Genomic DNA, 25,055 nt, shown 5'->3' with positions numbered 1-25,055 from the left:
GCGCGAGAAATCTATCTGCCGGACACCCGATAAGGTGGCGCCGGCCTGTGCAGGGGTGGTTTTTCAATGGCACAATACAGACGGAAACTGCCGCAGCTTGGCGGCGGTGCCTACATTACCGATGGCGGGCTGGAGACGACGCTGATCTTCCACGAGGGCGTGGAGCTGCCGCATTTCGCAGCCTTCGTGCTCCTGGCGACCGAGGCCGGCCGCAGCAAGCTGCGCCATTACTACCGGCGCTATCTCGATCTTGCCCGGCGCCACGGCACCGGCTTCGTGCTCGACAGCGCGACATGGCGGGCCAATCGCGACTGGGGCGGGAAGCTCGGCTATTCCAGCGCCGGGCTGAAAGCTGCCAACGAGGCGGCGATGGCGCTGGTCGTTGCATTGCGCAAGGATTACCAGCGGCCGAACCTGCCTGTCGTGCTCAGCGGCTCGATCGGCCCGCGCGGCGACGGCTACAAGGCCGGCGCAATGAGCGCCGCCGAAGCGGAGGATTATCACAGCGAGCAGATCTCGGCCTTCGCCGGAACCGAGGCCGACATGGTGAGCGCGTTCACGCTGACCAATATCGACGAGGCGATCGGCATCATCCGGGCCGCCAAGGCACACGGGATGCCGTCGGCGATCTCCTTCACCGTCGAGACCGACGGGCGGCTGGTGACAGGAAAGAGCATTCAGGAGGCGATCGAAACGGCCGATGCGGCAACCGATGGGGCGCCGGCCTATTACATGATCAACTGCGCCCATCCCCTGCATTTCGAGGCGGCGCTCGATCCCGGCAGCGCCTGGGCAAAGCGGATCGGCTGCATCCGCGCCAATGCCTCCACCATGAGCCACGCGGAACTCGATGGCAGCGAGACGCTGGATGCCGGCGATCCCGCCGATCTCGGACGGCGCTACCGGCTGCTCCTGTCTGCCATGCCGCAGCTGAAGGTGCTCGGTGGCTGTTGCGGCACCGACCACCGGCATGTGGCGGCGATCTGCGAGGCCTGCCTGCCGCAGGCAATGAGTGCGTAAGGAGGGTAACGCGATGACGACGCTGCGCAAGAAGCTGCGGCCGAAGCGGCTGCTGCGGATGATCCTGCACCACCCCGTCTGGCCGAAGACCAGGAGCAAGGCACGGCAATTCGCCGATGCCGGGCTGACGCCTTTCGAGGCCCTCGACAGCCACCTGCTCCGCGATATCGGCATCGGCCCGCATGGGCGGCGCTCGGGCTGCGAATAGAGGAACGAGACTCCGGGTGCGGATGGCACCCGGAATTGCCTAGTGCTCGGCGCTCGCCACCGCATCCTTGCGCCGGTGGCCGCTGATCTCCGAACCGGCATTCGGCGTGAAGCGCAGGTTCCAGACGGTGGCGGCGAGCGAGATGATGGTGACGACGATGAAGGCGGCGGAGAAATCGTGCAGCTTCGGTTGCTCGCTGCCTGTCGCGGTCATCGAGGCATGCAGCGCCAGGGCGCCAATGCAGATGCCGAGCGACAGCATCAGCTGCTGGAAGGTGGTGTAGAAGCTGGTGGCCGAGCTCATGCGCTCGTGGCTGATCTCGTCATAGGCGATCGTATTGTAGGCCATGAACTGGAACGACAGGAAGAAGGCGCTGAGCGTCAGCACCGCGAACATGACGCCGACGGGCCATGCCGGGCTGAAGGCGGCACAGAGGCCGTAGCCCAGCGTGCCGAGCAGGCCGTTGATGATCAGGCTATTGCGGAAGCCGAGGCGGCGGAAGACCGGACCCGACAGCGGCTTCATCGCCATCGAACCGATCGCTGTGGCGATGACGATCTGGCCGGCTGTGGCCGCCGACATGCCGAAACCGACCTGGAAGAGCAGCGGCAGCAGGAAGGGCTGCGCCCCTTGCGTGATGCGCGTCAGCGACCCTGCGATGACCGAGGTGCCGAAGGTCGGGACCTTCATCAGCGAGAAATCCATGATCGGCGACGGGTGCTTGCGGGCATGGCGGAGATAGCCGATGCCGAACAGCAGGCCGATGGCAATCAGGAATACCGCCATCGAGGCCTCGCCTTCACGGCTCGACATTTCGAAGCCGAAGAGCAGCGAGCCGAGCGAGATGCCTGACAGGATGAAGCCGATCGTATCGAACGGGCCGATCGCCTTGCCCTTCACCTCGTCGATGAAGATCGACACGAGGATGAAGCCGACGATGCCGATCGGCACATTGATGTAGAAGATCCAGCGCCAGTCGAGATAGGTTACGATGAAGCCGCCGAGCGGCGGACCGATGATCGGGCCGATCAGCGCCGGGATCAATAGCCACGACATGGCATTGACCATGTCCTTGCGGGCAACGCTGCGCATCAGCACGAGACGGCCGACCGGCATCATCATGGCGCCGCCGGCACCCTGAATGAGGCGGGCAACGACCAGCAGGAAAAGCGTCGGCGCCAGCGCGCAGGCGATCGACCCGGCAACGAAGACGGCGATCGCCGAGCGGAAGACGGTGCGCGAGCCGAAGCGATCGGCCATGCGGCCGCTGGCGGGGATAAAGATGGCGAGGCTGAGCAGATAGGAGGTGAGCGCGATGCTCATCGACGGCGCATCGACGCCGAAATCGCGCGCCATGGTCGGCAGCGCCGTTGCCAGCACCGTGGCATCGACGTTTTCCATCAGCATGGCACTCGCGACGATCAGCGCGATCGTGCGAAAATTCGGGGCAGCCCGCTCGGTGCGAACGGGGTGGAATATCTGATCCGGCATCAGCAGGGATCACTCGCGATGGCGCGGCGAAGCCATGGAAGGACGACAGGGCCGCAGATGTGAAATGGCATGATGCCACAAGGGAGATAACACCGTGTATACGCCCGCAAATGTGGCAAAGGCATGCATTTTAGACAATGCTGGCATGAAGTAACCGAATGGCTACTTGGGAGGGTGCATGAGGGCGGCGTAGTCGCGGGTGCCGGAGAGGATGTTGGTGATGCGAACCTCGCCGTCCACAACCTGATAGATGATGATAAGCCGGCGCTCGAACACGGTCATGCGAAAGCCTTCACGGATGTCGCTTCGCTGGACGCCGCTGTGCGGCGCATCGCCGATCTTCTCGCAGCGCGCGTAAATCCGCTCCGTATATCGCTCCGCAACCGCAAAGCTGGCAGATTCTCCCATCACGTAGAGAAAAATCGATCCGATATCGTCGAGCGCGGTCTGGAGATAGACGACCGGATAGCGCTCCATGCCTCAGCGATACTTTGCGAAAAGACTATCGAGTTCTTTCCGCATTTCGGCGCTGCTTAGGGCCGGGCGAGGATCATCCAATGATGCCTTAACGCGGGCGCGGATGGATTCCATGGCCTCCTCGTGTTCGGCCTCCTCGCGAAGCAGAACCCGCATTGCCTCCTCGACGACTTCGCTCGTCGAAGCGTAAGTCCCCGCATCGACGCGTGCTTTGATCGCATCGACCACTTCGTCGGGCAAAGTCACGCTTAGCGTTTCCATCACCTATCCTCAAGATTGCTCTCAGTAGGCTAGAATATAGCATAAGAAGCTGCAAGCCGCCCGCCGCCTCGCCCCAGCATTCCACCCACCGCCCTTTCCCGCTACACTCCACCCAAGGTGGAGGTTTTCAGCATGGCGAAGCTTGTCTTTGAAATGAACCAGTCGATTGACGGCTATGTCGATCATGACAGGATGTCGCCGGAGCCGTTGTTTCAGCATTGGGTGAAGCGGACCGAGGGGCTGAGCGCCACTGTCTATGGGCGGACGATGTATGGGCTGATGCGCTACTGGGACGAGGATCAGGAAGGCTGGGACGATGCGCACCGGGCGTTTGCGGCAGCATGGCGCAAGCTGCCGAAATGGGTGGTGTCGCGGTCGCTAACGGAGGCCGGGCCGAATGCCACTTTGGTCAGCGGCAATGTCGAGGCGACGATCGCCGGGCTGAAGGCGGAGCGTGAGGGGGAGATGACGATCGCCGGGCCGATGCTGGCGGGTAATCTTGCGGCAAGCGGGCTGATCGATGAATACCGGCTCTACGTGCATCCGGTCGTGCTCGGGCATGGGCGGCCGTTCTTTACCGGGGCGCGGCCGCCGCTGAGGCTTGTGGCCCACGAGCGGATGGCTGGCGATGTGGTGCGGCTCACCTATGTTCCGGCCTAGCGTCAACAATAGAAGCAGCTTGCGCCTCCCCCGGCCCGGCCCTACCTATTGAGCATGAGCTCCGCACCTTCAAAGACCGCGCCTGATGGCGCCGCATTTCCGTTCGACAACAGCTATGCCCGGCTGCCTTCGCATTTCTTTGCGCGGCAGATGCCATCGCAGGCCGCCGAGCCCTGGCTGATCAAGCTCAACGAGCCCCTGGCGGCGGAACTCGGGCTCGATGTCGAGGTGCTGAAACGGGATGGCGCGGCGATCTTTTCGGGCAATCTGGTGCCTGAAGGCGCCGATCCGCTGGCGATGGCCTATTCCGGGCATCAGTTCGGCCAGTTCAACCCGCAGCTCGGCGACGGGCGGGCGATCCTGCTTGGCGAGGTGGTCGACCGCAACGGCAAGCGCCGCGACATCCAGCTGAAGGGCGCGGGGCAGACGCCGTTTTCGCGCCGCGGCGATGGGCGCGCGGCGATCGGCCCGGTGCTGCGCGAATATATCGTCAGCGAGGCGATGTATGCGCTCGGCATTCCGGCGACGCGGGCGCTGGCCGCGGTCTCGACCGGCGAGCCCGTCTATCGGGAGCGGGTACTGCCGGGTGCGGTGTTTACCCGGGTAGCGGCGAGCCATATCCGCGTCGGCACCTTCCAGTTCTTCGCCGCCCGCGGCGATACCGATGGCGTCAGGGCGCTTTCCGACCATGTGATCGAGCGGCACTATCCGGAGGTGGCCGGCGCGGACAATCGCTATCTGGCACTCTTCGAAGCGATTGCCGAGCGGCAGGCAGGGCTGATTGCCCGCTGGCTGCATGTCGGCTTCATTCATGGGGTGATGAATACCGACAACATGACGGTTTCGGGCGAGACGATCGATTTCGGGCCCTGCGCCTTCATGGATGCCTATGATCCCGGCACGGTATTCTCCTCGATCGACCAGCAGGGCCGCTATGCCTATGCCAACCAGCCGGGCATCGGCCAGTGGAACCTGGCGCGGCTCGGCGAGACGTTGATCCCGCTTTTCGACGAGGATCAGGACAAGGCGGTGAATCTCGCCAATACCGTGATCAAGGGTTATGGCGCGCGGTTCCAGGCGCATTGGCTCGATGGCATGCGCAAGAAGATCGGGCTTGTGTCCGAAGAGGACGGCGATCTGACGCTGGTCCAGGCGCTGCTTTCGGCGATGCAGGCCGGACAGGCGGATTTCACGCTGGCTTTCCGGCGCCTCTCGGCGCTTGCCGGTGACGATGTTGAAGAAGGCGAGTTTCTCTCGACATTCGACGGGATCGGCGAGGCGATGGGCTGGCTCGTCAGCTGGCGCGAAAGGCTCAGCCGCGATCCGCAGACGGCGGAGGCCCGGCGTGCTGCGATGCTTTCGGTCAACCCAGCCTTCATTCCGCGCAATCACCGGATCGAGCAGGCGATCAATGCCGCGATGGACGACGGGGATTTCTCGCTGTTTGAGGCGCTGCTTCAAGTGCTGGCCAAGCCGTATGAGGATCAGCCGGGGTTTGCGGCCTATATGGAGCCGCCGAAGCTGGAAGAGCGGGTGCTGCAGACGTTTTGCGGGACGTAGTCTTCCGGTAAGGCTGCGGCTTGCAGCCCCCTCATCCGCCCTTCGGGCACCTGACCGGGGTCGAGACACTGGTCTCGACCCGTCCTTCGGACCCCCGTGGGAGAAGGGACAACAAGCGCTCTGACCTACCCTATTTGCCGTGGCCCTCGTGACCTGCATGTGCGACCGAGGCTGCGGCCGCGCCAAGCGTGACCGTTCCCTCGAAGCTGGCGAAGGCCTGCAGGGCTTTCGGGTCTGATTGCGCTTCGGCATCCTTGAGCGCAGCTGCCAGTGCCGTTGCCACATCGGCGGGAACACCGGCCCTCGCAAGCGCGTCCGCCTCCTTGATCGCATCGCCGCTGCACAGCAGTGGACGCCAGCCATGTTCCCCGTTCTGCAGGAGGATGCGGCCGCCGCGGCCGTCCTGTTGCCAGCCGGCGATCGCCCAGAGGCCGTGGACGGCGAGCGGGCCGATGGCGAGCGGCTTGTCCGGGGTTTCGAACATGGTTTTGAGCACATCGGGGATCAACTGCTGCGGATCGCCGGATGGCGGTTGATCCATCGGCATGTCCATCGTCGTGCCATCGGGCATCTGCATCATCGCAGCGTGAGACGCCATAGGCGCGGACAGGGAAAGAGCGGCGGTGATCAGGATCAAGACTGGCTTCATGATGATCTCCTTCACGAAAAGGCGCGCCGGAGCGGCGGCACGAAGCGGATGACGAGCTGGTCGAAGGCGATCATCGAAAGCATCGCGAGGCCGGTCAGCGGGAAGGCGATGCCGAAGATCACGGCGATCACCCAGAGGCCGATATAAACAGAGCGCTGCGGCGGCAGCGGCGGCACGCCGACGCGGCCGGCCGGGCGGCGCTTCCACCACATGATGACTGATGTAACGCAGGAAAGGATGATCGCGAGACACGTGGCGAGCATCAGCAACTGGTTGACGCGGCCCCACTCCTGCCCCTGATGGACATTGATGCCCCATTCGATCGCCTTGCCGAGGAAGGGATAGGCGCCATAGCTGATATCGACCAGCGGCTTGCCGGAATATTGGTCGATATGGAGGGTGCGCTCGCGGGAGAGATCGTCGGGGAAGATGGCGGCGGTATAGACGCCCGCCTCGCTCGACGGGATCGCCATGTCGAAGCCCGGCGTCATACCCGCCGCCTTGGCGATCTCGACGGCGCGGTCGAGGCCGATCGGCGGCTTTGACTGCGCGGCAGCGATATCCGACAGCGGCACCGGTGCCTTTTCGACGGTCCAGCCGACCTTCGGCAGGATATCCTCGGTCACTTTCGCCGATTTTGGCACGTCGTCCCAGAGCTGGACCGGATAGCCCATGCCGTGGCTGCCGAGGAAAGACTGGACGTTGGCGCCCCAATAGCCGGACCAGGGCATGCCCGTTGCCGCCAGGAAGAAGATCAGCAGCCCGGCGAAGGCGCCGGTGACGGCATGCAGGTCGCGCCAGAAGACCCGGCGCGAAGGCGTGCCGCGGACGCTGACCACCCCGCCCGTCTGGCGGCGCGGCCACCAGAGATAGATGCCGGTCAGCACGAGCACCATGGCAAAGCCGCCGGCGATCTCGACCAGCCGGTTGGCGGCGCCGCCGAAATAGGCCAGGCTGTGGATGTGCTTGACGACGGTGTTGAACTCTTCCGTCGTGTCGACCTTGTCCAGCACCTTGCCGTCATAGGGATCGACGAAGACCAGTGTCGACTGATCGCCCGAGGCGACGGTGACGACGGCCGAGCGCTCGGGCGTGGCCGGGTCGCGATAGGTGGTTGCCACCGAACCGGGCACGGCCGATGCGGCGATATCGCTCAGCGCCTGCGGCGCAAGCGGCTGACCCGCAGGCGTCACGTCATAGCGATAGGCGAAAACCGTATCGTTGATCTCGTCCTTGAACAGATAGAGCGAACCGGTGATCGCCAGATTGAGCATGAAGGGAACGGCGAGCAGGCCGGCGAAGAAGTGCCAGCGCCAGATGGCGCGGTAGAGCGAGACGCCTGATTCGGCGCTCTCCACAGTTTCAGTGGAGGTGATTGAAGACATGAGACAGTTCCAGATCCAAGGCTGGCGTCAATGGCGCCGCCGAAAGCGAAGCACGCCTGGCCGGGTGACCGGGCGCGGGTTCAGGCAGTCGCTGGATCTGCGGGCGGGGCTCTCGGCCCGGTATTCGGCGGGAACGGATCGCGGTGGAAGACGGCGGCGCGCAGCGGCGTGGCTTCGGCAACGGCATAGCCGAACGGCGCACCCGACAGATCGGCCGGAGACGGCAGCATCGCCGTGGCACTGATGCGGCAGGCTTCGCAGCCGTGATTGTGATCGGCGCCATGCTGGCTCTTGCCGGTCTCATCGATAACCGTGACGCAGAGCGTCGGCAGCGTTCCATCCGGCAGTGTATAGGCGGAATAGTCGGTGGGGCCGGAAGGCGCGGCGGCGGGCACCTGATGGGCAAAGCCGACGGACACGAGCGCGATGGCGCATAGAATGCGCACCGCCCATTGCTCGAATCTGCTGCCGATATACTTCATGTGACCCTGCCCTCGGGCCCGGTTCTGATAGCGGCACGATCTGGAAATCGCAATGCGACATTGTCGCCTGTTGAAGCCCGCCCAGCGCATGGCTGCCCTGCGCAGACTGCGGCAATTGTGGCAGTTGAAAGGCAGGGGTCTCGCTCTATGTGGTTGAGAATGCTTGTGGCGGCGCCCTTGGGAGCGGGCCGTAAGCGCTTTCTCATTCGACCCGAGCCCCCTCGGGAACCTGCCCGCGCTCCGCCCCCCGGACGCGGCTTTCAGCGGGAGACCACTTCATGGCGATTGCCATAACCTCCATCCTCTTCCTTCTCATTGGCCTCGCGCTTGGCGGCGGCGGGCTCTGGCTCGTCATCCTCGGCGGCAGCATCTTCTATCTGTTCGCGGGGTTGATGTTCATCATCACCGCCGTGCTGCTCCTCATGCGCAAACCGGTGGCGCTCTGGGTCTATGCGGCGCTCGTCGTTGCGGCGCTGATCTGGGCCGTCTGGGAGGTCGGCTTCGACTGGTGGCAGCTCGGGCCACGCGGCGGGCTGATCATCCTGCTCGGTCTCTGGCTGCTGACGCCGTGGATCCGCCGTCCGCTCGGCTTCAAGAGCCCGACCGGCGCCGTCTACAGCACGAATCCCTGGCCGCTCGGCGTCCCCGTCATCATCGCCATCCTGGTGGCCGGTTACTCGATGACCACCGATCCGCACGATCTCACGGGCGACCTGCCGAAGGATGTCGTGGCGGCCGCTCCGCCCTTCGGCGGCGATGTGCCTGACGGCGAATGGCATCAATATGGCCGCACGCCTTTCGGCCAGCGCTATTCGCCGCTCGACCAGATCAATGCCACCAACGTCAAGGACCTGAAGGAGGTCTGGCGATACCAGACCGGCGACGTGAAACGGCCTGACGATGTCGGCGAGACCACCTATCAGGTGACGCCGCTGAAAGTGGGCGACACGCTCTATCTCTGCACGCCGCATAACTGGGCGATCGCGCTCGATGCCAAGACCGGCAAGGAGAAATGGAAGTTCGACGCCAATTCCGGCATGAACCCCGACCGCCAGCACCAGACCTGCCGCGGTGTGACCTACTATCACGACACCGCCACGGCCGCCGGCCAGCCCTGCGCCGACCGCGTCTATCTGCCGACCTCCGATGCCCGGCTGATCGCGCTCGATGCCGCCAACGGCAAAGTCTGCGAGAGTTTTGCCGACAAGGGCACGCTGCATCTGCAGACCGGCATGAAATACAATCCGGCCGGCTATTACTATTCGACGTCGCCGCCCGTTGCCGTCGGCAACAAGCTGATCATCGGCGGGGCGGTGAACGATAATTATTCGACGCAGGAACAGTCGGGCGTCATCCGCGCCTTCGACATCAATACCGGCGCCCTGCTCTGGAACTGGGATTCCGGCAATCCTGACGTCACCACGCCGCTGCCCGAGGGGCAGACCTATACGACGAATTCGCCGAACAGCTGGTCGGTGCTCTCGGTCGATGAGGGCCTCGGCATGGTCTACATCCCGCTCGGCAACCAGGTGCCCGACCAGCTCGGTATGGGCAGAAGTGCCAATGTCGAGAAATTCTCCTCCTCGGTGGTGGCGCTCGACATCAATAGCGGGCAGCTGAAATGGGTGCAGCAGTTCGTCCATCACGACCTCTGGGACATGGACGTCCCGGCCCAGCCGGTGCTGTTCGACATGACCAAGCCTGATGGCTCCCTCGTGCCGGCGCTGGTGGCGCCGACCAAGCAGGGCGATCTCTACGTGCTCGACCGGCGCACCGGCGAGGCGATCATCCCCTTCAAGGAGATTCCGGCACCGGGCGGCGCGGTCCCGGAGGACAAGACGGCGCCGACGCAGCCGATCTCGGACCTGACCTTTTCGCCCGATCCGCTGCAGGAAAAGAACATGTGGGGCGTCTCGCTGTTCGATCAGCTGGCCTGCCGCATCGAGTTCCACCGCTACAAGTATGAAGGCCGCTACACGCCGCCGTCACTTGAAGGCACGATCGTCTATCCCGGCAATTTCGGCACGTTCAACTGGGGCTCGGTCGCGGTCGATCCGGAACGGCAGATCCTGTTCGGCATGCCGACCTATCTGGCCTTTACCTCAAGGCTCGTTCCGGCTGCCGACATCCCGCCGAAGGGGCAGGACGAAAAGGGCAGCGAGCAGGGCCTGAACCGCAATGACGGCGCGCCCTACGGCGTGTTCATGGGCCCGTTCCTCGGGCCGCTGGGCATCCCCTGCCAGGCGCCGCCATGGGGCTATGTCGCGGGTGTCGACCTGCGCACCGGCAAGATCGCCTACATGCACAAGAACGGCACCGTCCACGACATGACGCCGCTGCCGCTGCCCTTCAAGCTCGGCGTTCCCGGCATCGGCGGGCCGATGATGACCAAGGGCGGCGTGGCGTTCCTGGGGGCCGCCGTCGATAACTATCTCCGCGCCTATGACGTCACCAGCGGCGCACAGCTCTGGCAGGCCCGTCTGCCCGCGGGTGGCCAAGCAACGCCGATGACCTACACGACATCAGAGAACAAGCAGTATGTGGTTATGGTCGCCGGCGGGCATGGCTCGGTGGGCACGAAGCCCGGGGATTATGTGATCGGGTATACGTTGCCGTAGGTTTGCCCCGGCCTCTTGAAGCAACCGTCGCGCCCGAAGCCCCTCACCCTACCCTCTCCCCGCTGGGGAGAGGGGAATTGACCGTCGCGGCTCTGGCATCCCTTCTCCCCTTGGGGAGAAGGTGGCCCGAAGGGTCGGATGAGGGGGCCGCGGGCACTCAGATCAACTAGTGGTCAGGGCACAGCTTCAATATCCGTCTGCGCGAAATCATCGCCCTTGTAGAGCAATGGCAGCCGCTCCTGGCGTGCGCAGGCGTAGGCGAAGCAATCGCCGAAATTGAGTGCTGCGGGATGACGTGACTTGCCGTAGCGCGCGTAGGCAGTGATCGCCGCATTGCGGGCTTCTGCCGCGACGGCGATGACCTCGATCGAGGCAAGGTCCATAAATTCCTCGACCGCCCCATGCGCCTCCTCGACATCGAGGCCGAGGACGCGCGCCACCGCGATCGTCGTCTCCCAGACGGCGAGTGGTGATGTGACCCGATGGCGATGAGATTGCAGGCGGGCGAGCAATTCGGCCGCATCGTTTTCAGAGGTCAGAATGGCGGTCAACGCCGAGGCATCGACGAACATGTCATTCCTCGTAGAGACTGTCGATGAAGGCCTTGTCCGCAGGCAGCGCCTTCTGCGGATTGCCGCGCGCCTTGAGCTTTCGCGCAAACTCCATCCCTTGCTCCACCAGTGATGGCACTGCGCCCTCGCGCTCCAACTCGTTGAGCAGGGCCTGCCTGACGGCCTCGGTCTTTGTCTTGCGCTTCAGCGCCGCCAAGCGTTCGGCAAGCTGGCCGACTTCTTCGTCCTTCACATAGAGCGCCATGGGATATCCCTTTCACTTACAGGGATATACCATGCATCTCCCGCTTTGTCAGCGGACCTGTTCAGTCGCTCCTTCAGCACAACCTTAAATAAGCAGATCCAGCTTCGCGCAGGCTTCGGCACCGATGGTTCCCGCAATATTCAAGGGAGTCCTTTTCATGGAAATCGGTGGCAGTGTTCTAAGCCTTTTCAATCCCTATAATCTTTCCAGCGACCAGCGCGCCAAGCAGCAGCAGCAGGGTGCGCCGCTGCAGGTGGAAAGCAGCGGGCGGGAGACCGGTGGCGGGATGGCGCCGAGTTATACGGCGCCGTCGATCTCCAGCGTCATGTGGTCGATGCAAAGCGCGCCGGATACGACGATCAAGGAAGAGAGCCAGGCCGATATCGAGGCCAAGCAGAAACACGATGCGCTGCTTAAGGAATTTCACGATTACGCCGACATGACGCCGGCGGAGAAGATCCGCAAGAGCATTCTCGACCAGATGGGCCTCAGCGAGGACAGCCTCAAGGGGATGGATCCGGATGCGCGGGCGGCGATCGAAAAGCAGATCGCCGATGCGATCAAGCAGCAGCTGACGGGCATCGACGACGATGGCAAGACGGCAGCGGCCGACGTGCCGCAGGGCGCCTCCGAGAGCGGTTCCGAGACCAAGTAGGCGCCGCTTTCAGACTTCAGATTCTGATTCAAAGAGATCGGGCGGAGATTCACATCTCCGCCCGATCTCTTTGATGGCGTTTGATTATTTTATTATTGCAGCATGCCGGCGGCGAGCTTGGCGACTTCGGCAAAGACATCGTTGAGTTCGGACACCGGAGCCGTCGCCTCGGCGACATAGACAGCGACGAGGATTGGCGAGGCGCTTTCCTCAGGCCAGATGATGGCGATATCGGCGGCGGAGCCGTTGCTGCCTGTGCCGGTCTTGTCGCCCACTTTCCACTCTTCCGGCAGGCCGGCCCGCAGGCGCGCAGCGCCCGTGGTGTTGGCGATCATCCAGTCGATCAGCTGTTGGCGCGAGGGCTCCGACAGAACCGTGCCGAGCGCCAGGTTGCCCAGCGTATCGAGCATCGCATCCGGCGTCGTCGTGTCGCGCGGATCATCCTTCCTGGCTTCGTTGAGCTCGGTCTCGGTGCGGTCGAGACGGCTCGACGTGTCGCCGATCGAGCGCAGCCATTTGGTGAGCGCCGCCGGACCGCCGAGACTGTCGAGCAGCAGGTTGCCGGCGGTGTTGTCGCTGAGTGTGATCGCCGCCTTGCAGAGTTCACCGACGGTCATGCCTTCGGCGCCGACATGCTTTTCCGTCTCGGGCGAATAGGTGACGAGCTTGTCCTGATCGTAGGTGACGCGGCGCTCCAGGTTTTCGTCGCCGCCGTCAACCCGGGCCAGCACCATGCCCGCGGCCAGAACCTTGAAGGTGCTGAGCAACGGGAACCGTTCGGTCTCCCGGTTGGTGAAGCTGACATTGGTGCCGGTGTCCATGACCGAGACGCCGAGACGGCCGCCCGTGCGCTTTTCCAATGCCGCCAGCTGCTGATCGACATCGTCGTCATCGGCACGCGCAGATGGCGCCAGCATCAGCGAGGGATAGAGAAGCGCAGAGCTGACGAGCAGGCTCCGGCGGGACAGGGCAATGGGCATGAAATCCTCCGGCAGAATCACCGGAGGACAGAATTAAGGAGCGATTGTGGCGCGATCCCGCCGCCTCGATAAAGTTATCAGGCGGCAGCCCTTGCTCGGCTGACCTCGACGGTCACATGCGACAATTCGCCGAGCGCCTGAAGTTTCGTCTTGTAGGTTTCCGGCGGCTGCGGATCGGGGCTGACGAGGGCGACGATCGCCGCATGGTGGCCGGGGCCGACCTGCCAGACATGCAGGTCGGTGATGCGGTCGCTGCCGGTTTCGATCAGCTTGCGAATGCCGCCGGGCAGATCCTCGTTCTCCTCCATCGCATCGAGCAGCACGCGGCCGGAGGATTTCATCAGGCCGAAGGACCATTGCGCGATGATCACGCCGCCGACGATGCCCATCAGCGGATCGAGCCACAGCCAGCCATAGACGCTGCCAAGCGCGAGTGCGGCAATGGCAAGCACCGAGGTCAGCGCATCGGCGATGACGTGGATATAGGCGGCGCGCATGTTGTTGTCGGCGCCGCGGTTACCGTGGCCATGATGGGCGTAATCGCCGTGGTGATGGTGACCGTGATCATGGCCGTGATGATGGCCCTCGCCCCTCAGCAGCCAGGCGCTGACCAGATTGACGCCGAGACCGGCAACGGCGACGCCAATCGCCTGCGAGAAGCTGATCGGCACCGGATGGGCGATGCGCAGAAAGCTCTCCCAGGCCATCAGCAGGGCGATGATGGCGAGGATGATGGCGCTGGCGAAACCGGCGAGATCGCCGAGCTTGCCGGTGCCGAAGGTGAAGCGCGGATTATGCGCCTGCCTGCGGGCATAGAGATAGGCGCAGGCCGAGATCAGCAGCGCGCTTGCATGGGTCGACATGTGCCAGCCATCGGCGACCAGCGCCATGGAGCCGTAATAGGTCCCCGCCCCGATCTCGACGGCCATCATGACAGCCGTGAGAGCGATCACCAGCCAGATGCGGCGTTCGTTGCGGTCGTGATCGGCGCCCAGAAAGACGTGATCATGTTCAAGCGTGTTCGCAGTCATTGCGCAGTCCTCAGGTCTCTAGCGGATATAGGTCCGCAGCACTTCCGAAATCTCTTCGACAGCTTCCGCCCGCGCCTTTTCATCGGCGGCGTGCAGGACGTGCTCATGCAGGTGATCGTCCAGCACCTCGCCGGTCAGACCGTTCAGCGCGCCGCGGATAGAGGCCAGCAGTTGCAGGATATCGCCGCAGGGCCGCTCGGCCTCCAGCGCCCGCTCGACGGCATCGAGCTGGCCCTTCAGGCGGCCGATACGCGCGATCAGCTTTTTCTTGTGGTGCTGGGTGTGGGACATCTCTGCTCTCGATTTAATATAGGGGGGTACCCTATCATTGCGTGAGCTTTCACGAAAGAGCCAAGCTGGCGCAGGCGCATCTTGAATTTATATAGGACTCCTATATATAAGCACTATGGAAACGCCTCTGGACCCGACCCCGATCTCACATCGCATCAGCGAAGGCCTTGCGCGCCTGGCCGTGGCGATGCGCAGCGACGACTGGACGCGCGCCGAAGCGACCGGCCTGAAGCCGACGCAGCTGGCGATCCTCGATTACCTAGCCGGGCGCGACCAGCCGGTGCGGGTCAAGGAGATTGCCGTCCATCTCGGCGTCTCGCAGCCGACGGCGACGGATTCGATCGCGGCACTGGAGCGCAAGGGCTATGCGGAAAAGGCGACGGCGGCCGGAGACAAGCGCGCGGCGGCAGTGGCGGTGACAGCCGCGGGACGCGCGATCCTTGCCGAGGCGAGCGCGGCCGAAGGATCGGCTGCGGCGGCGGCACGCGCCCTCCCCGCTGACGAACAGGAAGATTTGCTGATGTCGATCGTCAAGATGATCCGGCATCTCCAGAAGGCCGAGGCGATACCGGTGCAGCGCATGTGCGCCACCTGCCGCTATTTCCGGCCCTACCAGCACGATGACGCGGCCAAGCCGCATCATTGCGACTTCGTGAATGCGGCCTTCGGTCAGCGCGATTTCCGCGTCGATTGCCGCGAGCATGAAACTGCCGATCCGGCAACCCGGGCTGCCACCTGGGACGCCTTTCAAAAGGGATAGGCAGACCTCTCCAGGCAAACAGGAACAGAAAAGGAAACGACCATGTTAAGGCCTCTATTGACCGGCGCGCTGATCGCCGGAACGCTGGCGCTTGCGCCGAATTTCGCCACCGCCCACTCAGTCGATGCAAAACTCGACGGCAAGGTGAAGGCCGCGTTCGACATCATCGAGACGCGGATCACCACCACCAACGATAGCGCCGTGTTCTCGACCCGGGTGCGCGGCGAGGCAGGCAGCGAAAAGCCCGCCGCAACGGGCAAGTTCGAAGGATCCGGCGTCTATGCCTATGTCTGGCCGACATCGCTGAACAGCGGCGATATCGGCTTCGACAAGAACAAGGGCATCGTGGCGCTCGCCGTCACCTTTCATCCGGATTTCGACGATGCCGCCTATGGCAAACAGAACCGCTCCGTCTGGCATCCGCATTGGGTGGTGCTGAACGAGGACAAGGCCTGCGCCGGCGGGCTGAAGGTCAGCGACATTCCTGAAGGCAGCAAGCCGAAGCTGCCGGCCACCTGGCCCGGCGTGCCGCTTTTGATCGACAGCCCGGACTATCCGACTGCGCTCAAGGGCGATACCGTCGATGTCACCATCCCGCTGTCGCTGATCGGCGGCATCAAGGGCGCGTCCTATGACGGCGTCACGGCCGGGTTGAAAATCAACGGCAACCTGCATTCGCCGCTGCTCTGCGTCGACAATGTCTTCAAGGTCGCCTCGGGCAATCTCAGCCTTCCCGGCAAGGTGATGCCCGCCAAGTAAACGGGGGCGCCGGTCCGCCAACTGCCATCGGCGGACCGGCATGTTCCTCTCTCCAGGCAAATGGAAAAGAGAAAGCCGCCCAGCCTTACTACCCCCGATGCGCCGTTTGCAACCGCGCCGGGGTGGGCCGGCTCACGAAAGGATCAAAGCAATGCCGAACGAAACGGCCATCAACGCGCCGGAACTCGCCGTCAGCCAATGGTTCAATACCGAAACGCCGCTCACCCTCGAGAGCCTGCGCGGCAGGGTGATCTATCTCCACAGCTTCCAGCTGCTCTGCCCGGGCTGCGTTGCCGAAAGCCTGCCACAGGTGCGCCGTATCGAACGGCTCTTCGGCCACACCGACCTGCAGGTCATCGGCCTGCATACCGTCTTCGAGTATCACGAGGCGATGACGCCGGTGACGCTGAAGGCGTTTATCCACGAATACCGGCTGGCCTCGCCGATCGGCGTCGACCTGGCGGATGGCCAGTCGGACATTCCGGTGACGATGCGCCGCTACGGATTGCGCGGCACGCCCTCCTCGGTGCTCATCGGCCGCGACGGCACCATCCTGCATCACGCCTTCGGTGTCGAAGACGACATGGCCGTCGGCGCCCGGATCGCCATGGCGCTGGCGGCACCCATTCCGGCACCTACGGAGGCGGACGTGGACGCCGATGGCTGTGCGGGCGGGCGTTGTGCACTACCTGAGCTGTAATGATCACGACCGGCGGCCCGGATGACAGGCCGCCGGCAGTGCAGAGCGTCAGCTATGCGCGACGGGCGAACACGCCTTCCAGAGGACCGACCCGGCCCAATGTCGAAAGGCGTTCGATCTGCTCCGTGCTGAAGAGCTGGTGGCGATATTCTTCGTCGAGCGTGCCTTGCTCGATCGCCTTGGCCAGGCGGCGCCAATGCCAGGCGGCGGTCGGGTGCATTTGCGGATTTGCCGCAAGCGTCGCGGCCGCATTCCGGTATTTCTGCTCGAACTTGGCATAGCTCGAGATCGGAAAATGAAGGATCAGAAGATCTTCCGGAACAACCTGCGTCTTCAGCTGCGGGCTGGCAACGGAGTGATGGCCGAGTGAAAGTTGCGCGCCGACACCCCGGTGCATCACCTTGGGACCGATAGCGCCGGAATAGATCGGCGTGCCGATCGGGCTGTTGGCATCGACGGGAGCGCGTTCGATATAGACGATCTGTTCTCGGAACCGCGCCGGATCGAGCTGGCGGCCGTTGACGACCTCATCGACATTCTGAACGGCATTGTAGCGCCGCACACTCATCACATCGGCCTGGCCGGGATCGCGCAGCGACGCCAGCGTTCCGCCATAGGGGATCCAGAATTCATCGGGATCGATATGCGCCACATAGTCGGGCTTGAGCTCGGTAACGGCAAATTCCAGCATCCGTCCGGGCCAGTTGGTGCTGCGGAGATCGAGGCCCGCGTGCAGCAGGGAGACGCGCGAGGTGCCCGCGATGCGATCCTTGACGATCTCGATACTGCCGTCAGTCGATCCGATATCGGTGACGACAATATGGTCGAAGCCGATCGCAAGGTGATAGTCGATGCAAGTGCCGATGCAGTCGGCCTCGTCTATCAGTCCGATAAGCGCAACAAATTTCATGAATGACTTCGCTCTCAAATTAAGGCCGAAACCGGATTTCGGCAGCCATGATGAATTTCACTTTGAACCTGCATGCGAACCGCAAAAGCCCGGCGCTGCATGGCCTACAGCTTCGACACTAGCCGATTCGAATGTCATGCAAAAATGTGAATTCCCACGGGTATGCCGCGGCCGCGCGTCGAATCGGTTAGACATGATGGCAAGTTGGATCTGACGATCGGGATGGGGATATTTGCGATGACCGATAGCTTTTTGTCATATGACGAGCTGCATGCGCTGGGCCTGAAAGCGTTCGGCAAGAACTGCAAGGTCAGCAGATTTGCCCGCATCTACGGCGCCCCGGCGATCAGCCTCGGAGATCACGTGCGGATCGACGACTTCACCATTCTCAGCGGCGAGATCGTGCTGCAGGACTATATCCACATCGCCAGCCACTGCACTCTGCATGGCGGCAAGGGTGACGCGCGGATCACCATGGAGAGCTTCAGTGGATTGTCGGCACGCGTTTCGATCTATGCCCGAAGCGACGACTATAGCGGCGAATGGCTGACCAACCCGACGGTTCCTGCCGATTTCACCAACGTCATTTCCAAAGGGGTGACGATCGGCCGCCATGCGATCATCGGCACCGGCGCAGTCGTTCTTCCCGGCGTGACGATCGGCGAAGGCGCTGCTGCCGGCGCGATGACACTCATCAACAAGAGCCTCGAACCCTTCATGATCTATGCCGGCAATCCAGCCCGCCCCCTGAAGCCACGCAGCCGCACCTTTCTCGACCATGAGAAGGCGATGCTGGACAGAGGCTAATCAAGCAAGGGCGGTTACGCCGAGCGCAGGAAATCGGTGATCTTCTCCACCGTCGCCATTTCCAGATCCGGGTAGATCGGCAGGCAAAGCACCTGGGACGCAGCTTCCGTCGCAACCGGAAGATTGCCGGTGCCGGCGGATGGCAGGCTACGATACATCGGATAGCTTGAGATCAGCGGGTAGAAATAGCGCCGCGCATGAATGCCGAGATCCTTGAGCCGGTCGTAGACATCATCGCGCGACATCGGGAAATCCGGACGGATGAGGACCGGGAAATAGGAATAGTTGGCGACCGTTTCCGTTGATGCGCCAAGGCAATGGATGCCCTTGATGCCCGCAAGCTGCTCGCGATAGGCGGCATCGATCCGGGAACGTGCCTCGATTGCGACATCGACATATTTCAGCTGCAGAACGCCGAGCGCTGCATTGAATTCGCTCATCTTTCCGTTCGTGCCGGGTGCCACGACCGTCACTTCGCCCACATGGCCGAAATTCTTCAGATTGTCGATCCGTGCCTTGGTCTTGGCGTCGGGAGAGACGATGGCGCCGCCCTCGAACGTGTTGAAGACCTTGGTCGCGTGGAAGCTGACGACAGAAAGGTCGCCGTAATTCAGGACGCTGCCGCGATGGTCTTCGACGCCGAACGCATGGGCGGCATCATAAATAACCTTGAGATTGTAGTTGTCGGCGATGCGCTGGATCGCATCGACATCGCAGGGATGGCCGTAGCAATGAACCGGCATGATCGCCGTCGTGTGCTGGGTGATGGCGCCTTCGATGCGTGCCGGATCGATGTTGAGCGTGACAGGGTCGATATCCACGAATACAGGCTGGATGCCGTTCCACAGAAGCGAGTGCGAGGTGGCGACGAACGAATACGGGGTCGTGATCACCTCGCCGGTGATGCGCAATGCCTGAAGCGCGGTCAGCAGAGCCATCGTGCCATTGGCAAACAGGCTCACATAACCGACGCCAAGATGTTCCGCGAGACGCTCTTCAAGCTCCTGGTGGAAAGGCCCGCCATTCGTCAGGATCTTGCTGTCCCATATCTTCTCCAGCGATGGAATGAATTCTTCCAGTGGCGGCAAGCTGGGTCGGGTAACAAAAATCTTCTCGTTTTTCATCAGGGCCACTTGGTGAGAGAATCCGTCGCGGGATCGTTGCGAGGACCTTTGCATCCATAGCTTTTGTCAAACTTGCCTTGGCCATCCACGCGCGCGCTCCTGCAGTTCGCGAAGTTTCTGGCGCGCGGTTATCTTCGCTGACATGTCAAATGCAAAAGCCAGAATAGGGTTGCCGGTGTAGCATCCATTCCGGCGCGCTTTCATGGGGATGCAACGGCTGACATTGAGCGGCATTGCGAGGTCGCCCATATGGCGAATACGGAAAACGAACGGCCGGATGTGACGTCCGCTGAGCCCATGGCGCGGCCTCCAGCCGGATTGAAAACCTATCTGCTGCGCGCTCCACCGGCCGTCCGCCGGATCCTTGGCTGGTGCGCGATCATGGCGCTTGTCGTCTTGATCTTCAGCCTTTCATCGCTTGCCGCATGGTGGCCGCGATGAGCGGGCGGATCGAGCGCGGGGCGCTGACGGTGATCTGCATCGCGGCAATCGCCGGGCTGATCTATGCCTTCTGCTAATTCTAGGCATACCTCCAAAGGCTGCCCGAAGTGCCATTGACAAAGTTTCCGTTCTGGAGAATCTATCATCCCATGATCCAGAACGCGCACATCAACCGCTCGTACTTTTGGCTGTACCTCTAGAGGGCGGCCCGACAGATCATATTGTCAACAAGCCGCCGTCAGGCGGCTTTGTTGTATCAGCAGCGTCCTGACGGCAGAAACACACAAGGACGCGAAGGCCATGATTGAAATCGAAGACAGTGAAATTTCGCTGATCCGCCCGCCGGTGGTGACCATCCGCACGGCCAAGCCGCGCGATCTGCCCGAACTCAACGACATGATCAACCTGCTTGCCATCCACCATGGCGATGCCTCGGCATCGACGATGGAACAGCTGGAGCGTGACCTGTTCGGCACCGTGCCATGGATCACCGCGCTGGTGGCGGAAACCGATGAAGGCCTGATCGGCTACGCGATCCTCTGCCCGCTCTATCGCGCCCAGGAAGGCAAGCGCGGCATGGATCTGCACCATCTCTTCGTGCGCGACGGCCATCGCGGCCACGGTATCGGGCAGCATCTCGTCAACCGCGCCCGCGAGACGGCAAAGGGTGCCGGCTGCGACTACCTTTCGGTCAGCGCCGCGACCGGCAATATCCAGGCCCATCGTTTCTACCAGTACATGGATTTCACAGCGCGCCCGGTGACCGGCATGCGCTATATGCAGGCGCTCGCCTGAGCGCCTTCAGGCGTTTCAGCGGATCACCGGCTCGCCGTGGAAGCGGCGCCGGGATGGCTTGGAGACGCCGAAGCCGACCTCCATCATCAGCCGGGGCGCGGTGACAGGCACCGTGCCCATGTGGAAGCCGAAGGGATCCTCGACGAAGCCCTGCCCGGCCTTGCCGGTCAGCGTCACGGCGCTATCGCTGCCATAGTAATCCAGGATTTCGTCGGCAGGGTGACCGACCAGCAGGGTCAGCTGATGCCTGACGCTACGCCTTCTATGGCTGCCCCTGACATAGACATGCGGGCCGGTGCCCTCGTCGACATCGACGAGATAGAAGAAGAACTTCAGCATCCGCCAGTCGTCGAGATCAAAGTGATATTTGTCGAGCGAGGCGAGGCTGCGATCGGCTTCGCTGGCTTCGGTCGGGAAGCTCCACCAGATGCGGGTGGTGATGAGCTGCGCCTGGGCGCCAAGATATTGCCTCGCGACCGCCGACAGTAGCGGATCGCGCTGGACAGCAAGCACGGCATCGCAATCCAGAGCCCGCTCGAAATGGTGACCGCTGAGCAGCGGGCGGCCGAAGCGTTTCTCGGCATCGCGGTGCTCAGGCGCCAGGAATTCCATGCGGCGATCGAAATTGCCGAAGCACGGCGTCTCCGCAGCAAAGCGCGCGATCTGCCGATGAATGCCCTCCGGCAGCACGAGCCCCGAGAACAGCCCCTCGCCCCTGAGGCTGGCGACGACATCTTCCACTGCGGCTCCCTCGAACATCGACGGCAGCGCCTGTTCCCCGTCATTAACGCGCCTTGCCGTCAGCCAATGGGCGCGGCGGCCTGGAATGGTGCGCGCCAGCAGGAACATCGGCAGCCAGGCCGGGTTCTCCCTGACATCGGCAAGATAGGTCGGGATGCGCACCGCCATGCGGCGCAGCTTGCCGCCTTTGCGGGCGACGGCTTCAAGATCATTATTCCGGGAGACAGATATGCCGTGCATTCAACTATCCTTTTCTTACGGAAGACCAGAGCGTTCTTCAGTCAGTCACGGATGAGATCTCGCCAAGGCGGCAAGCATCGGGCAGCACGGAAACAATTGTGCTGCAATGCGGCATTTATTTGTTCTCGCTGGATGGAATAATACTTTTTAAACTTAAATATAACCATGGCGCGACTGTATATTCACCTGCAACCTCTTCCGGGCAGCATCACGCACGGAGGAGATATGGAACCTCTATACTCCTTTCGGATTAACTCGATCGGAGAGGGCTGGCGGCAGATAAGGAATGGTACCACTGTGACAAAGGACAAGCTGGAAGAGATTTACCGTCAATACATCGCCTGCCTGAATGCACGGGATTGGCCCCGGCTCGACGCCTTCGTCCATCCCGACGCCCATCACAATGGCCGGCCGTTCGGCGTGGCCGGCTATCGCGCCATGCTGGAGCAGGATTATCGCGAAATCCCCGACCTTCGCTTCAGCATCGAACTGCTCGCCGCCGATCCGCCTTACATCGCCGCCCGCCTTACCTTCGATTGCACGCCCGTTGGGATATTCATGGGATTGCCGGTCAACGGCCGGCGCCTCACCTTTGCGGAGAACGTGTTCTACCGGCTCGAGGATGGAAAGGTGCGTGAAGTCTGGTCGGTGATCGACAAGGCGGCGATCGAGGGGCAGCTGGGGATGTAGGCTGCGTGCTATCTCACTGCGCTAATTCCTGTGCCCGTCACGAGAACAAGGGAAGTTGAGACACGTCTTGACGTCCAACAACAAAATTACGCCGCAGACTTATCCGCTGCGCTCGCCAGCACTTCTTCCGCCCACTGGTTCAGGCTCTTGCCTGCCAATTCGGCCGCCCTTGCGGCGCGGGCGTGCACATCCGGATCGACGCGGAACATCATCTTGCCGGAGAAACTCTTCTGCGGCTCCTTGCCGATCTTGCGGCAGGTCTCGAGATAGTCGTCGACGGCCTCGTGAAAGGCGCTTTTCAGGTCTTCGACGGTGTTGGCATGGAAGCCGATGACATCGGAAATTCCGGCGATATTGCCGAAGAAGATTTCATCTTCGGCATCGAATTCGATGCGGGCAGCATAACCCTTGTAACTCATCACATTCATTGCTCAACTCCCAATGACTGCAGGAAGCGCCTGGCATCCCTCACTTGGTAGCGCTTGGCTTCCTTTTCCGGATGCGGGCGATGGAAGAAAGCCAGTTTGCCGTCCTTTTCGAACCGCACGCGCGAGCCGCTTCCTTCGACAATGACGCAACCGGCAGCCAGCAACAGGCTTTCGATGTCATCCCACACGATCGAGCCGGACACCTGATCGCGAAAGACTGACTGCAATGTCCGTTTGTGGCGCCCATTCATCTCGTGGCAAGATAAGCGGTGCTAGCATTTTTTGCAAGCATTACCGCTTCGGCACTGCCTTCAGATAGGCGGCGATCGCCTCGATGTCGCTCTTCGGCAGGTGTGCGATGTTCTGCTGGACCTCGGTCATCGAGCCGCCGGCGGAGTCGAAGTCGGGGGTGAAGCCGGTTTCGAGGTAGTTGGCGATGTCGGCCTCGCTCCAGTTGCCGACATCCTGGCCGCCGGGGGTGATGTTGGGGATGCGTCCCTCGCCTTCGGGATTCGGGGCGCCTGCCAGCCACATGTCGGGCTTGAAGCCGCCGAGCGCGTCGCGGGGCGTATGGCATTCGCCGCAATGGCCGGGGCCCTCGACGAGATACTGGCCACGCCTCAGCTTGTCGTCGGCATTGGCGAGCACGACGCGGGGCTGATCGTTGAAATACAGGAACTTCCAGCCGCCGAGCGCCAGGCGGATATTGTAGGGGAACGGCAGTTCATGCGGCGGCGCGACGTTTTCGCTTTTCGGCAGGGTCTTGATGTAGCCGAAGAGGTCGACGACATCCTTGTCGCTGATGCGCGCATAGGAGCCGTAAGGGAAGGACGGATAGAGATGCTGACCCTGCGGGCCGACGCCGCGCTTCATGGCGTTGCCGAATTGCGCCAGCGTCCAGGCGCCGATCCCGGCCTTCTCATCCGGGGAGATATTGGGAACGTGGAAGGTTCCGAAGGGGCTCTTCAGTGCCAGACCGCCCGCGAGCGTCAGCTTGGCATCGCCCTGCGAGCCCGGTGCTGCATGACAGCTGACGCAGCCGCCGGCCCAGAAGACCATTTCGCCATTCTTGAGATCAGCTTCGCCAAGACCGGCCCAGTGGCTCTCGGGCAGCGGATTGGGGGCGGTGATGAAATAGAAAGCGGCGCCACCGAGAACGGCGACGCCGATCAGACAGAGCAAGAACCGGATGAACCTGCGGACCATCTGCCGCTCCCCTTTTCGCAATCACTGCATCTAAACATAAACCGGCCCGCACCCGCGGCAAGACGGGAACGGACCGAAAGCTTCAAGGATGGGAAAGGCCTACCGCTATTCTTTCAGGCGGTAGGCCTGATGACAGCCGCCGCAATTGGCGCCGAGGGTCTTCAGCGCACCACCGACACCGGCGGAATCTGCCGGAAGCTGGGCGAGGATCGTATCGGCGTCGGTGCTGAGCTTGTCGGCGCGCGCCTTGAAGTCCGCCATGTTTTCCCAGATCTTCGGGCTGGCTTCCTTGTCGCCCTGCTCGGTGCCGGGCTTGAACTGGTCGGGAAACGCCTTGGCGGTTTCCGAAATGGTGGTCAGCGCCGCCTTGATGGCTTCGGCATCATAGGGCTTTTCGCCCTTGGCAATGGCCGACATGGCGCCGACGGAACCGCCGATCTTCTTCATCATGGCTTCACGCGCTTCATGCGTGCCGTCCTGAGCGAAGACAGCCGTGGCCGTCATTCCGGCAACCATGACAGCCGCCGCTATCGCTTTGAATTTCATATTGCAGACTCCTCTTGGATACCGAGGGCTTAGAATCCCGGCGCCTCTTATTCGCGGCCGCATGATGGCAAGTTTCTTTGGGCCGCGAAGTAACAATTGGGTGATATGACAGGGATTTCAAATTGGTAGGGCGCTATCGAACTTGCGCGACGTTGGCGTCGGTGGCCCCTCATCCGGCTGCCGCGCCCCTCCCCTTCTCCCCGAGGGGAGAGCGACTGTCTTTGGCGTCAAGCGCTTTGCCATGGTTTTGCGTCCCGGATGATAGCGTTGAGGATGGTGAGGAGCTTTCGCATGGTTGCGACGAGGGCGACGATCTTCGGCTTG

General features: G+C 62.5%; 31 protein-coding genes and 1 pseudogene. 13 read left to right on the top strand and 19 right to left on the bottom strand.

The window, feature by feature from the left end:
* The first annotated feature begins 66 nt into the window (after positions 1-66).
* Together AC1DV9_RS28040 and AC1DV9_RS28035 are read left to right on the top strand one after the other, a co-directional pair.
* A complete protein-coding gene (locus AC1DV9_RS28040) occupies positions 67-1,020 on the top strand; it encodes a homocysteine S-methyltransferase family protein (RefSeq protein ID WP_477951058.1) in 954 nt (317 codons plus the stop codon).
* Positions 1,021-1,033: 13 nt separating this feature from the next.
* Entirely contained in the window at positions 1,034-1,228 is a 195-nt protein-coding gene (locus tag AC1DV9_RS28035) for a hypothetical protein (RefSeq protein WP_477951056.1), read from the top strand.
* Positions 1,229-1,267: 39 nt separating this feature from the next.
* On the opposite strand, the gene AC1DV9_RS28030 is transcribed toward AC1DV9_RS28035, so the two are convergent.
* From AC1DV9_RS28030 to AC1DV9_RS28020, 3 genes are all read right to left on the bottom strand, one after another.
* Positions 1,268-2,719 (bottom strand): DHA2 family efflux MFS transporter permease subunit, encoded by a 1,452-nt coding sequence (locus tag AC1DV9_RS28030; RefSeq protein WP_477951054.1) that lies wholly within the window; start codon positions 2,717-2,719, stop codon positions 1,268-1,270.
* Positions 2,720-2,881: 162 nt separating this feature from the next.
* Entirely contained in the window at positions 2,882-3,196 is a 315-nt protein-coding gene (locus tag AC1DV9_RS28025; RefSeq protein ID WP_477951052.1) for a type II toxin-antitoxin system RelE/ParE family toxin, read from the bottom strand.
* Between the two features lie 3 nt (positions 3,197-3,199).
* Complete coding sequence (locus AC1DV9_RS28020; protein ID WP_477951051.1) at positions 3,200-3,457, bottom strand: ribbon-helix-helix domain-containing protein; 258 nt, start codon at positions 3,455-3,457, stop codon at positions 3,200-3,202.
* 132 nt (positions 3,458-3,589) lie between these two features.
* Here AC1DV9_RS28020 and AC1DV9_RS28015 point away from each other — a divergent pair, with 132 nt between their 5' ends.
* Both AC1DV9_RS28015 and AC1DV9_RS28010 read left to right on the top strand, forming a co-directional pair.
* Complete coding sequence (locus tag AC1DV9_RS28015) at positions 3,590-4,117, top strand: dihydrofolate reductase family protein (protein ID WP_477951049.1); 528 nt, start codon at positions 3,590-3,592, stop codon at positions 4,115-4,117.
* 54 nt (positions 4,118-4,171) lie between these two features.
* A complete protein-coding gene (locus AC1DV9_RS28010) occupies positions 4,172-5,677 on the top strand; it encodes a protein adenylyltransferase SelO (protein WP_477951047.1) in 1,506 nt (501 codons plus the stop codon).
* 130 nt (positions 5,678-5,807) lie between these two features.
* On the opposite strand, the gene AC1DV9_RS28005 is transcribed toward AC1DV9_RS28010, so the two are convergent.
* The 3 genes from AC1DV9_RS28005 to AC1DV9_RS27995 form a co-directional block, all read right to left on the bottom strand.
* Complete coding sequence (locus tag AC1DV9_RS28005) at positions 5,808-6,326, bottom strand: copper uptake system-associated protein (protein WP_477951045.1); 519 nt, start codon at positions 6,324-6,326, stop codon at positions 5,808-5,810.
* An 11-nt stretch (positions 6,327-6,337) separates the two neighbouring features.
* Positions 6,338-7,711, bottom strand: a complete 1,374-nt coding sequence (locus AC1DV9_RS28000; protein ID WP_477951043.1) for a PepSY-associated TM helix domain-containing protein — start codon at positions 7,709-7,711, stop codon at positions 6,338-6,340.
* 80 nt (positions 7,712-7,791) lie between these two features.
* A complete protein-coding gene (locus AC1DV9_RS27995) occupies positions 7,792-8,193 on the bottom strand; it encodes a hypothetical protein (protein WP_477951041.1) in 402 nt (133 codons plus the stop codon).
* A 278-nt stretch (positions 8,194-8,471) separates the two neighbouring features.
* Between AC1DV9_RS27995 and AC1DV9_RS27990 the strand changes: the two genes are divergently transcribed.
* Positions 8,472-10,811, top strand: coding sequence for a glucose/quinate/shikimate family membrane-bound PQQ-dependent dehydrogenase (locus AC1DV9_RS27990; RefSeq protein WP_477951039.1), 2,340 nt, complete (start codon positions 8,472-8,474; stop codon positions 10,809-10,811).
* 173 nt (positions 10,812-10,984) lie between these two features.
* Here AC1DV9_RS27990 and AC1DV9_RS27985 read toward each other — a convergent pair whose 3' ends face one another.
* Complete coding sequence (locus tag AC1DV9_RS27985) at positions 10,985-11,383, bottom strand: type II toxin-antitoxin system VapC family toxin (protein WP_477951038.1); 399 nt, start codon at positions 11,381-11,383, stop codon at positions 10,985-10,987.
* Between the two features lies 1 nt (position 11,384).
* Positions 11,385-11,627 (bottom strand): type II toxin-antitoxin system VapB family antitoxin, encoded by a 243-nt coding sequence (locus AC1DV9_RS27980; protein WP_112517246.1) that lies wholly within the window; start codon positions 11,625-11,627, stop codon positions 11,385-11,387.
* Between the two features lie 157 nt (positions 11,628-11,784).
* Between AC1DV9_RS27980 and AC1DV9_RS27975 the strand changes: the two genes are divergently transcribed.
* Positions 11,785-12,282 (top strand): hypothetical protein, encoded by a 498-nt coding sequence (locus AC1DV9_RS27975; protein ID WP_477951036.1) that lies wholly within the window; start codon positions 11,785-11,787, stop codon positions 12,280-12,282.
* Positions 12,283-12,374: 92 nt separating this feature from the next.
* Here AC1DV9_RS27975 and bla read toward each other — a convergent pair whose 3' ends face one another.
* The 3 genes from bla to dmeR form a co-directional block, all read right to left on the bottom strand.
* The gene (bla, locus tag AC1DV9_RS27970) at positions 12,375-13,262 is read right to left on the bottom strand and encodes a class A beta-lactamase (protein WP_477951034.1); all 888 of its coding nucleotides are present in this window, start codon (positions 13,260-13,262) and stop codon (positions 12,375-12,377) included.
* Positions 13,263-13,339: 77 nt separating this feature from the next.
* Entirely contained in the window at positions 13,340-14,293 is a 954-nt protein-coding gene (gene dmeF, locus AC1DV9_RS27965) for a CDF family Co(II)/Ni(II) efflux transporter DmeF (protein WP_477951032.1), read from the bottom strand.
* A gap of 18 nt (positions 14,294-14,311) precedes the next feature.
* Positions 14,312-14,584, bottom strand: coding sequence for a Ni(II)/Co(II)-sensing transcriptional repressor DmeR (dmeR, locus tag AC1DV9_RS27960; RefSeq protein ID WP_477951030.1), 273 nt, complete (start codon positions 14,582-14,584; stop codon positions 14,312-14,314).
* 115 nt (positions 14,585-14,699) lie between these two features.
* Here dmeR and AC1DV9_RS27955 point away from each other — a divergent pair, with 115 nt between their 5' ends.
* The 3 genes from AC1DV9_RS27955 to AC1DV9_RS27945 all read left to right on the top strand — a co-directional run bounded on the left by AC1DV9_RS27955 (position 14,700) and on the right by AC1DV9_RS27945 (position 16,803).
* On the top strand, positions 14,700-15,344 hold the full coding sequence (locus tag AC1DV9_RS27955; protein ID WP_477951028.1) for a MarR family transcriptional regulator: 645 nt from the start codon (positions 14,700-14,702) through the stop codon (positions 15,342-15,344).
* Between the two features lie 42 nt (positions 15,345-15,386).
* Positions 15,387-16,103: a hypothetical protein gene (locus AC1DV9_RS27950; RefSeq protein ID WP_477951026.1), complete on the top strand. Its 717-nt coding sequence runs from the start codon at positions 15,387-15,389 to the stop codon at positions 16,101-16,103.
* 151 nt (positions 16,104-16,254) lie between these two features.
* Complete coding sequence (locus tag AC1DV9_RS27945; RefSeq protein WP_477951024.1) at positions 16,255-16,803, top strand: redoxin family protein; 549 nt, start codon at positions 16,255-16,257, stop codon at positions 16,801-16,803.
* 52 nt (positions 16,804-16,855) lie between these two features.
* On the opposite strand, the gene AC1DV9_RS27940 is transcribed toward AC1DV9_RS27945, so the two are convergent.
* Positions 16,856-17,713 (bottom strand): glycosyltransferase family 2 protein, encoded by an 858-nt coding sequence (locus tag AC1DV9_RS27940; RefSeq protein ID WP_477951022.1) that lies wholly within the window; start codon positions 17,711-17,713, stop codon positions 16,856-16,858.
* Positions 17,714-17,950: 237 nt separating this feature from the next.
* On the opposite strand from AC1DV9_RS27940, the gene AC1DV9_RS27935 reads away from it, so the two are divergent.
* A complete protein-coding gene (locus AC1DV9_RS27935) occupies positions 17,951-18,520 on the top strand; it encodes an acyltransferase (protein WP_477951020.1) in 570 nt (189 codons plus the stop codon).
* A gap of 14 nt (positions 18,521-18,534) precedes the next feature.
* Here AC1DV9_RS27935 and AC1DV9_RS27930 read toward each other — a convergent pair whose 3' ends face one another.
* Positions 18,535-19,644: a DegT/DnrJ/EryC1/StrS aminotransferase family protein gene (locus AC1DV9_RS27930; RefSeq protein ID WP_112517253.1), complete on the bottom strand. Its 1,110-nt coding sequence runs from the start codon at positions 19,642-19,644 to the stop codon at positions 18,535-18,537.
* A gap of 371 nt (positions 19,645-20,015) precedes the next feature.
* On the opposite strand from AC1DV9_RS27930, the gene AC1DV9_RS27925 reads away from it, so the two are divergent.
* Both AC1DV9_RS27925 and AC1DV9_RS27920 read left to right on the top strand, forming a co-directional pair.
* The gene (locus AC1DV9_RS27925) at positions 20,016-20,162 is read left to right on the top strand and encodes a hypothetical protein (protein ID WP_477951018.1); all 147 of its coding nucleotides are present in this window, start codon (positions 20,016-20,018) and stop codon (positions 20,160-20,162) included.
* 223 nt (positions 20,163-20,385) lie between these two features.
* The gene (locus AC1DV9_RS27920) at positions 20,386-20,880 is read left to right on the top strand and encodes a GNAT family N-acetyltransferase (RefSeq protein ID WP_112389829.1); all 495 of its coding nucleotides are present in this window, start codon (positions 20,386-20,388) and stop codon (positions 20,878-20,880) included.
* 15 nt (positions 20,881-20,895) lie between these two features.
* On the opposite strand, the gene AC1DV9_RS27915 is transcribed toward AC1DV9_RS27920, so the two are convergent.
* Positions 20,896-21,861, bottom strand: a complete 966-nt coding sequence (locus AC1DV9_RS27915; RefSeq protein ID WP_477951016.1) for a phytanoyl-CoA dioxygenase family protein — start codon at positions 21,859-21,861, stop codon at positions 20,896-20,898.
* A 297-nt stretch (positions 21,862-22,158) separates the two neighbouring features.
* Between AC1DV9_RS27915 and AC1DV9_RS27910 the strand changes: the two genes are divergently transcribed.
* Positions 22,159-22,551: an ester cyclase gene (locus AC1DV9_RS27910; protein WP_477328610.1), complete on the top strand. Its 393-nt coding sequence runs from the start codon at positions 22,159-22,161 to the stop codon at positions 22,549-22,551.
* 86 nt (positions 22,552-22,637) lie between these two features.
* On the opposite strand, the gene AC1DV9_RS27905 is transcribed toward AC1DV9_RS27910, so the two are convergent.
* The 5 genes and pseudogenes from AC1DV9_RS27905 to AC1DV9_RS27885 form a co-directional block, all read right to left on the bottom strand.
* Positions 22,638-22,979 (bottom strand): type II toxin-antitoxin system HicB family antitoxin, encoded by a 342-nt coding sequence (locus AC1DV9_RS27905; RefSeq protein WP_112389826.1) that lies wholly within the window; start codon positions 22,977-22,979, stop codon positions 22,638-22,640.
* Entirely contained in the window at positions 22,976-23,182 is a 207-nt protein-coding gene (locus AC1DV9_RS27900; protein WP_477951014.1) for a type II toxin-antitoxin system HicA family toxin, read from the bottom strand. Before AC1DV9_RS27900 ends, AC1DV9_RS27905 begins: the two co-directional genes overlap by 4 nt.
* Positions 23,183-23,270: 88 nt before the next feature.
* Entirely contained in the window at positions 23,271-24,185 is a 915-nt protein-coding gene (locus AC1DV9_RS27895; RefSeq protein ID WP_477951012.1) for a c-type cytochrome, read from the bottom strand.
* A gap of 105 nt (positions 24,186-24,290) precedes the next feature.
* Positions 24,291-24,731, bottom strand: coding sequence for a c-type cytochrome (locus tag AC1DV9_RS27890; protein ID WP_477951010.1), 441 nt, complete (start codon positions 24,729-24,731; stop codon positions 24,291-24,293).
* A 227-nt stretch (positions 24,732-24,958) separates the two neighbouring features.
* Positions 24,959-25,055: pseudogene (locus AC1DV9_RS27885) on the bottom strand (IS110 family transposase); the annotation flags it as partial.

This window comes from Rhizobium sp. 01L410, from assembly GCF_056400165.1.
This window is presented reverse-complemented; position numbering and strand designations above follow the sequence as displayed.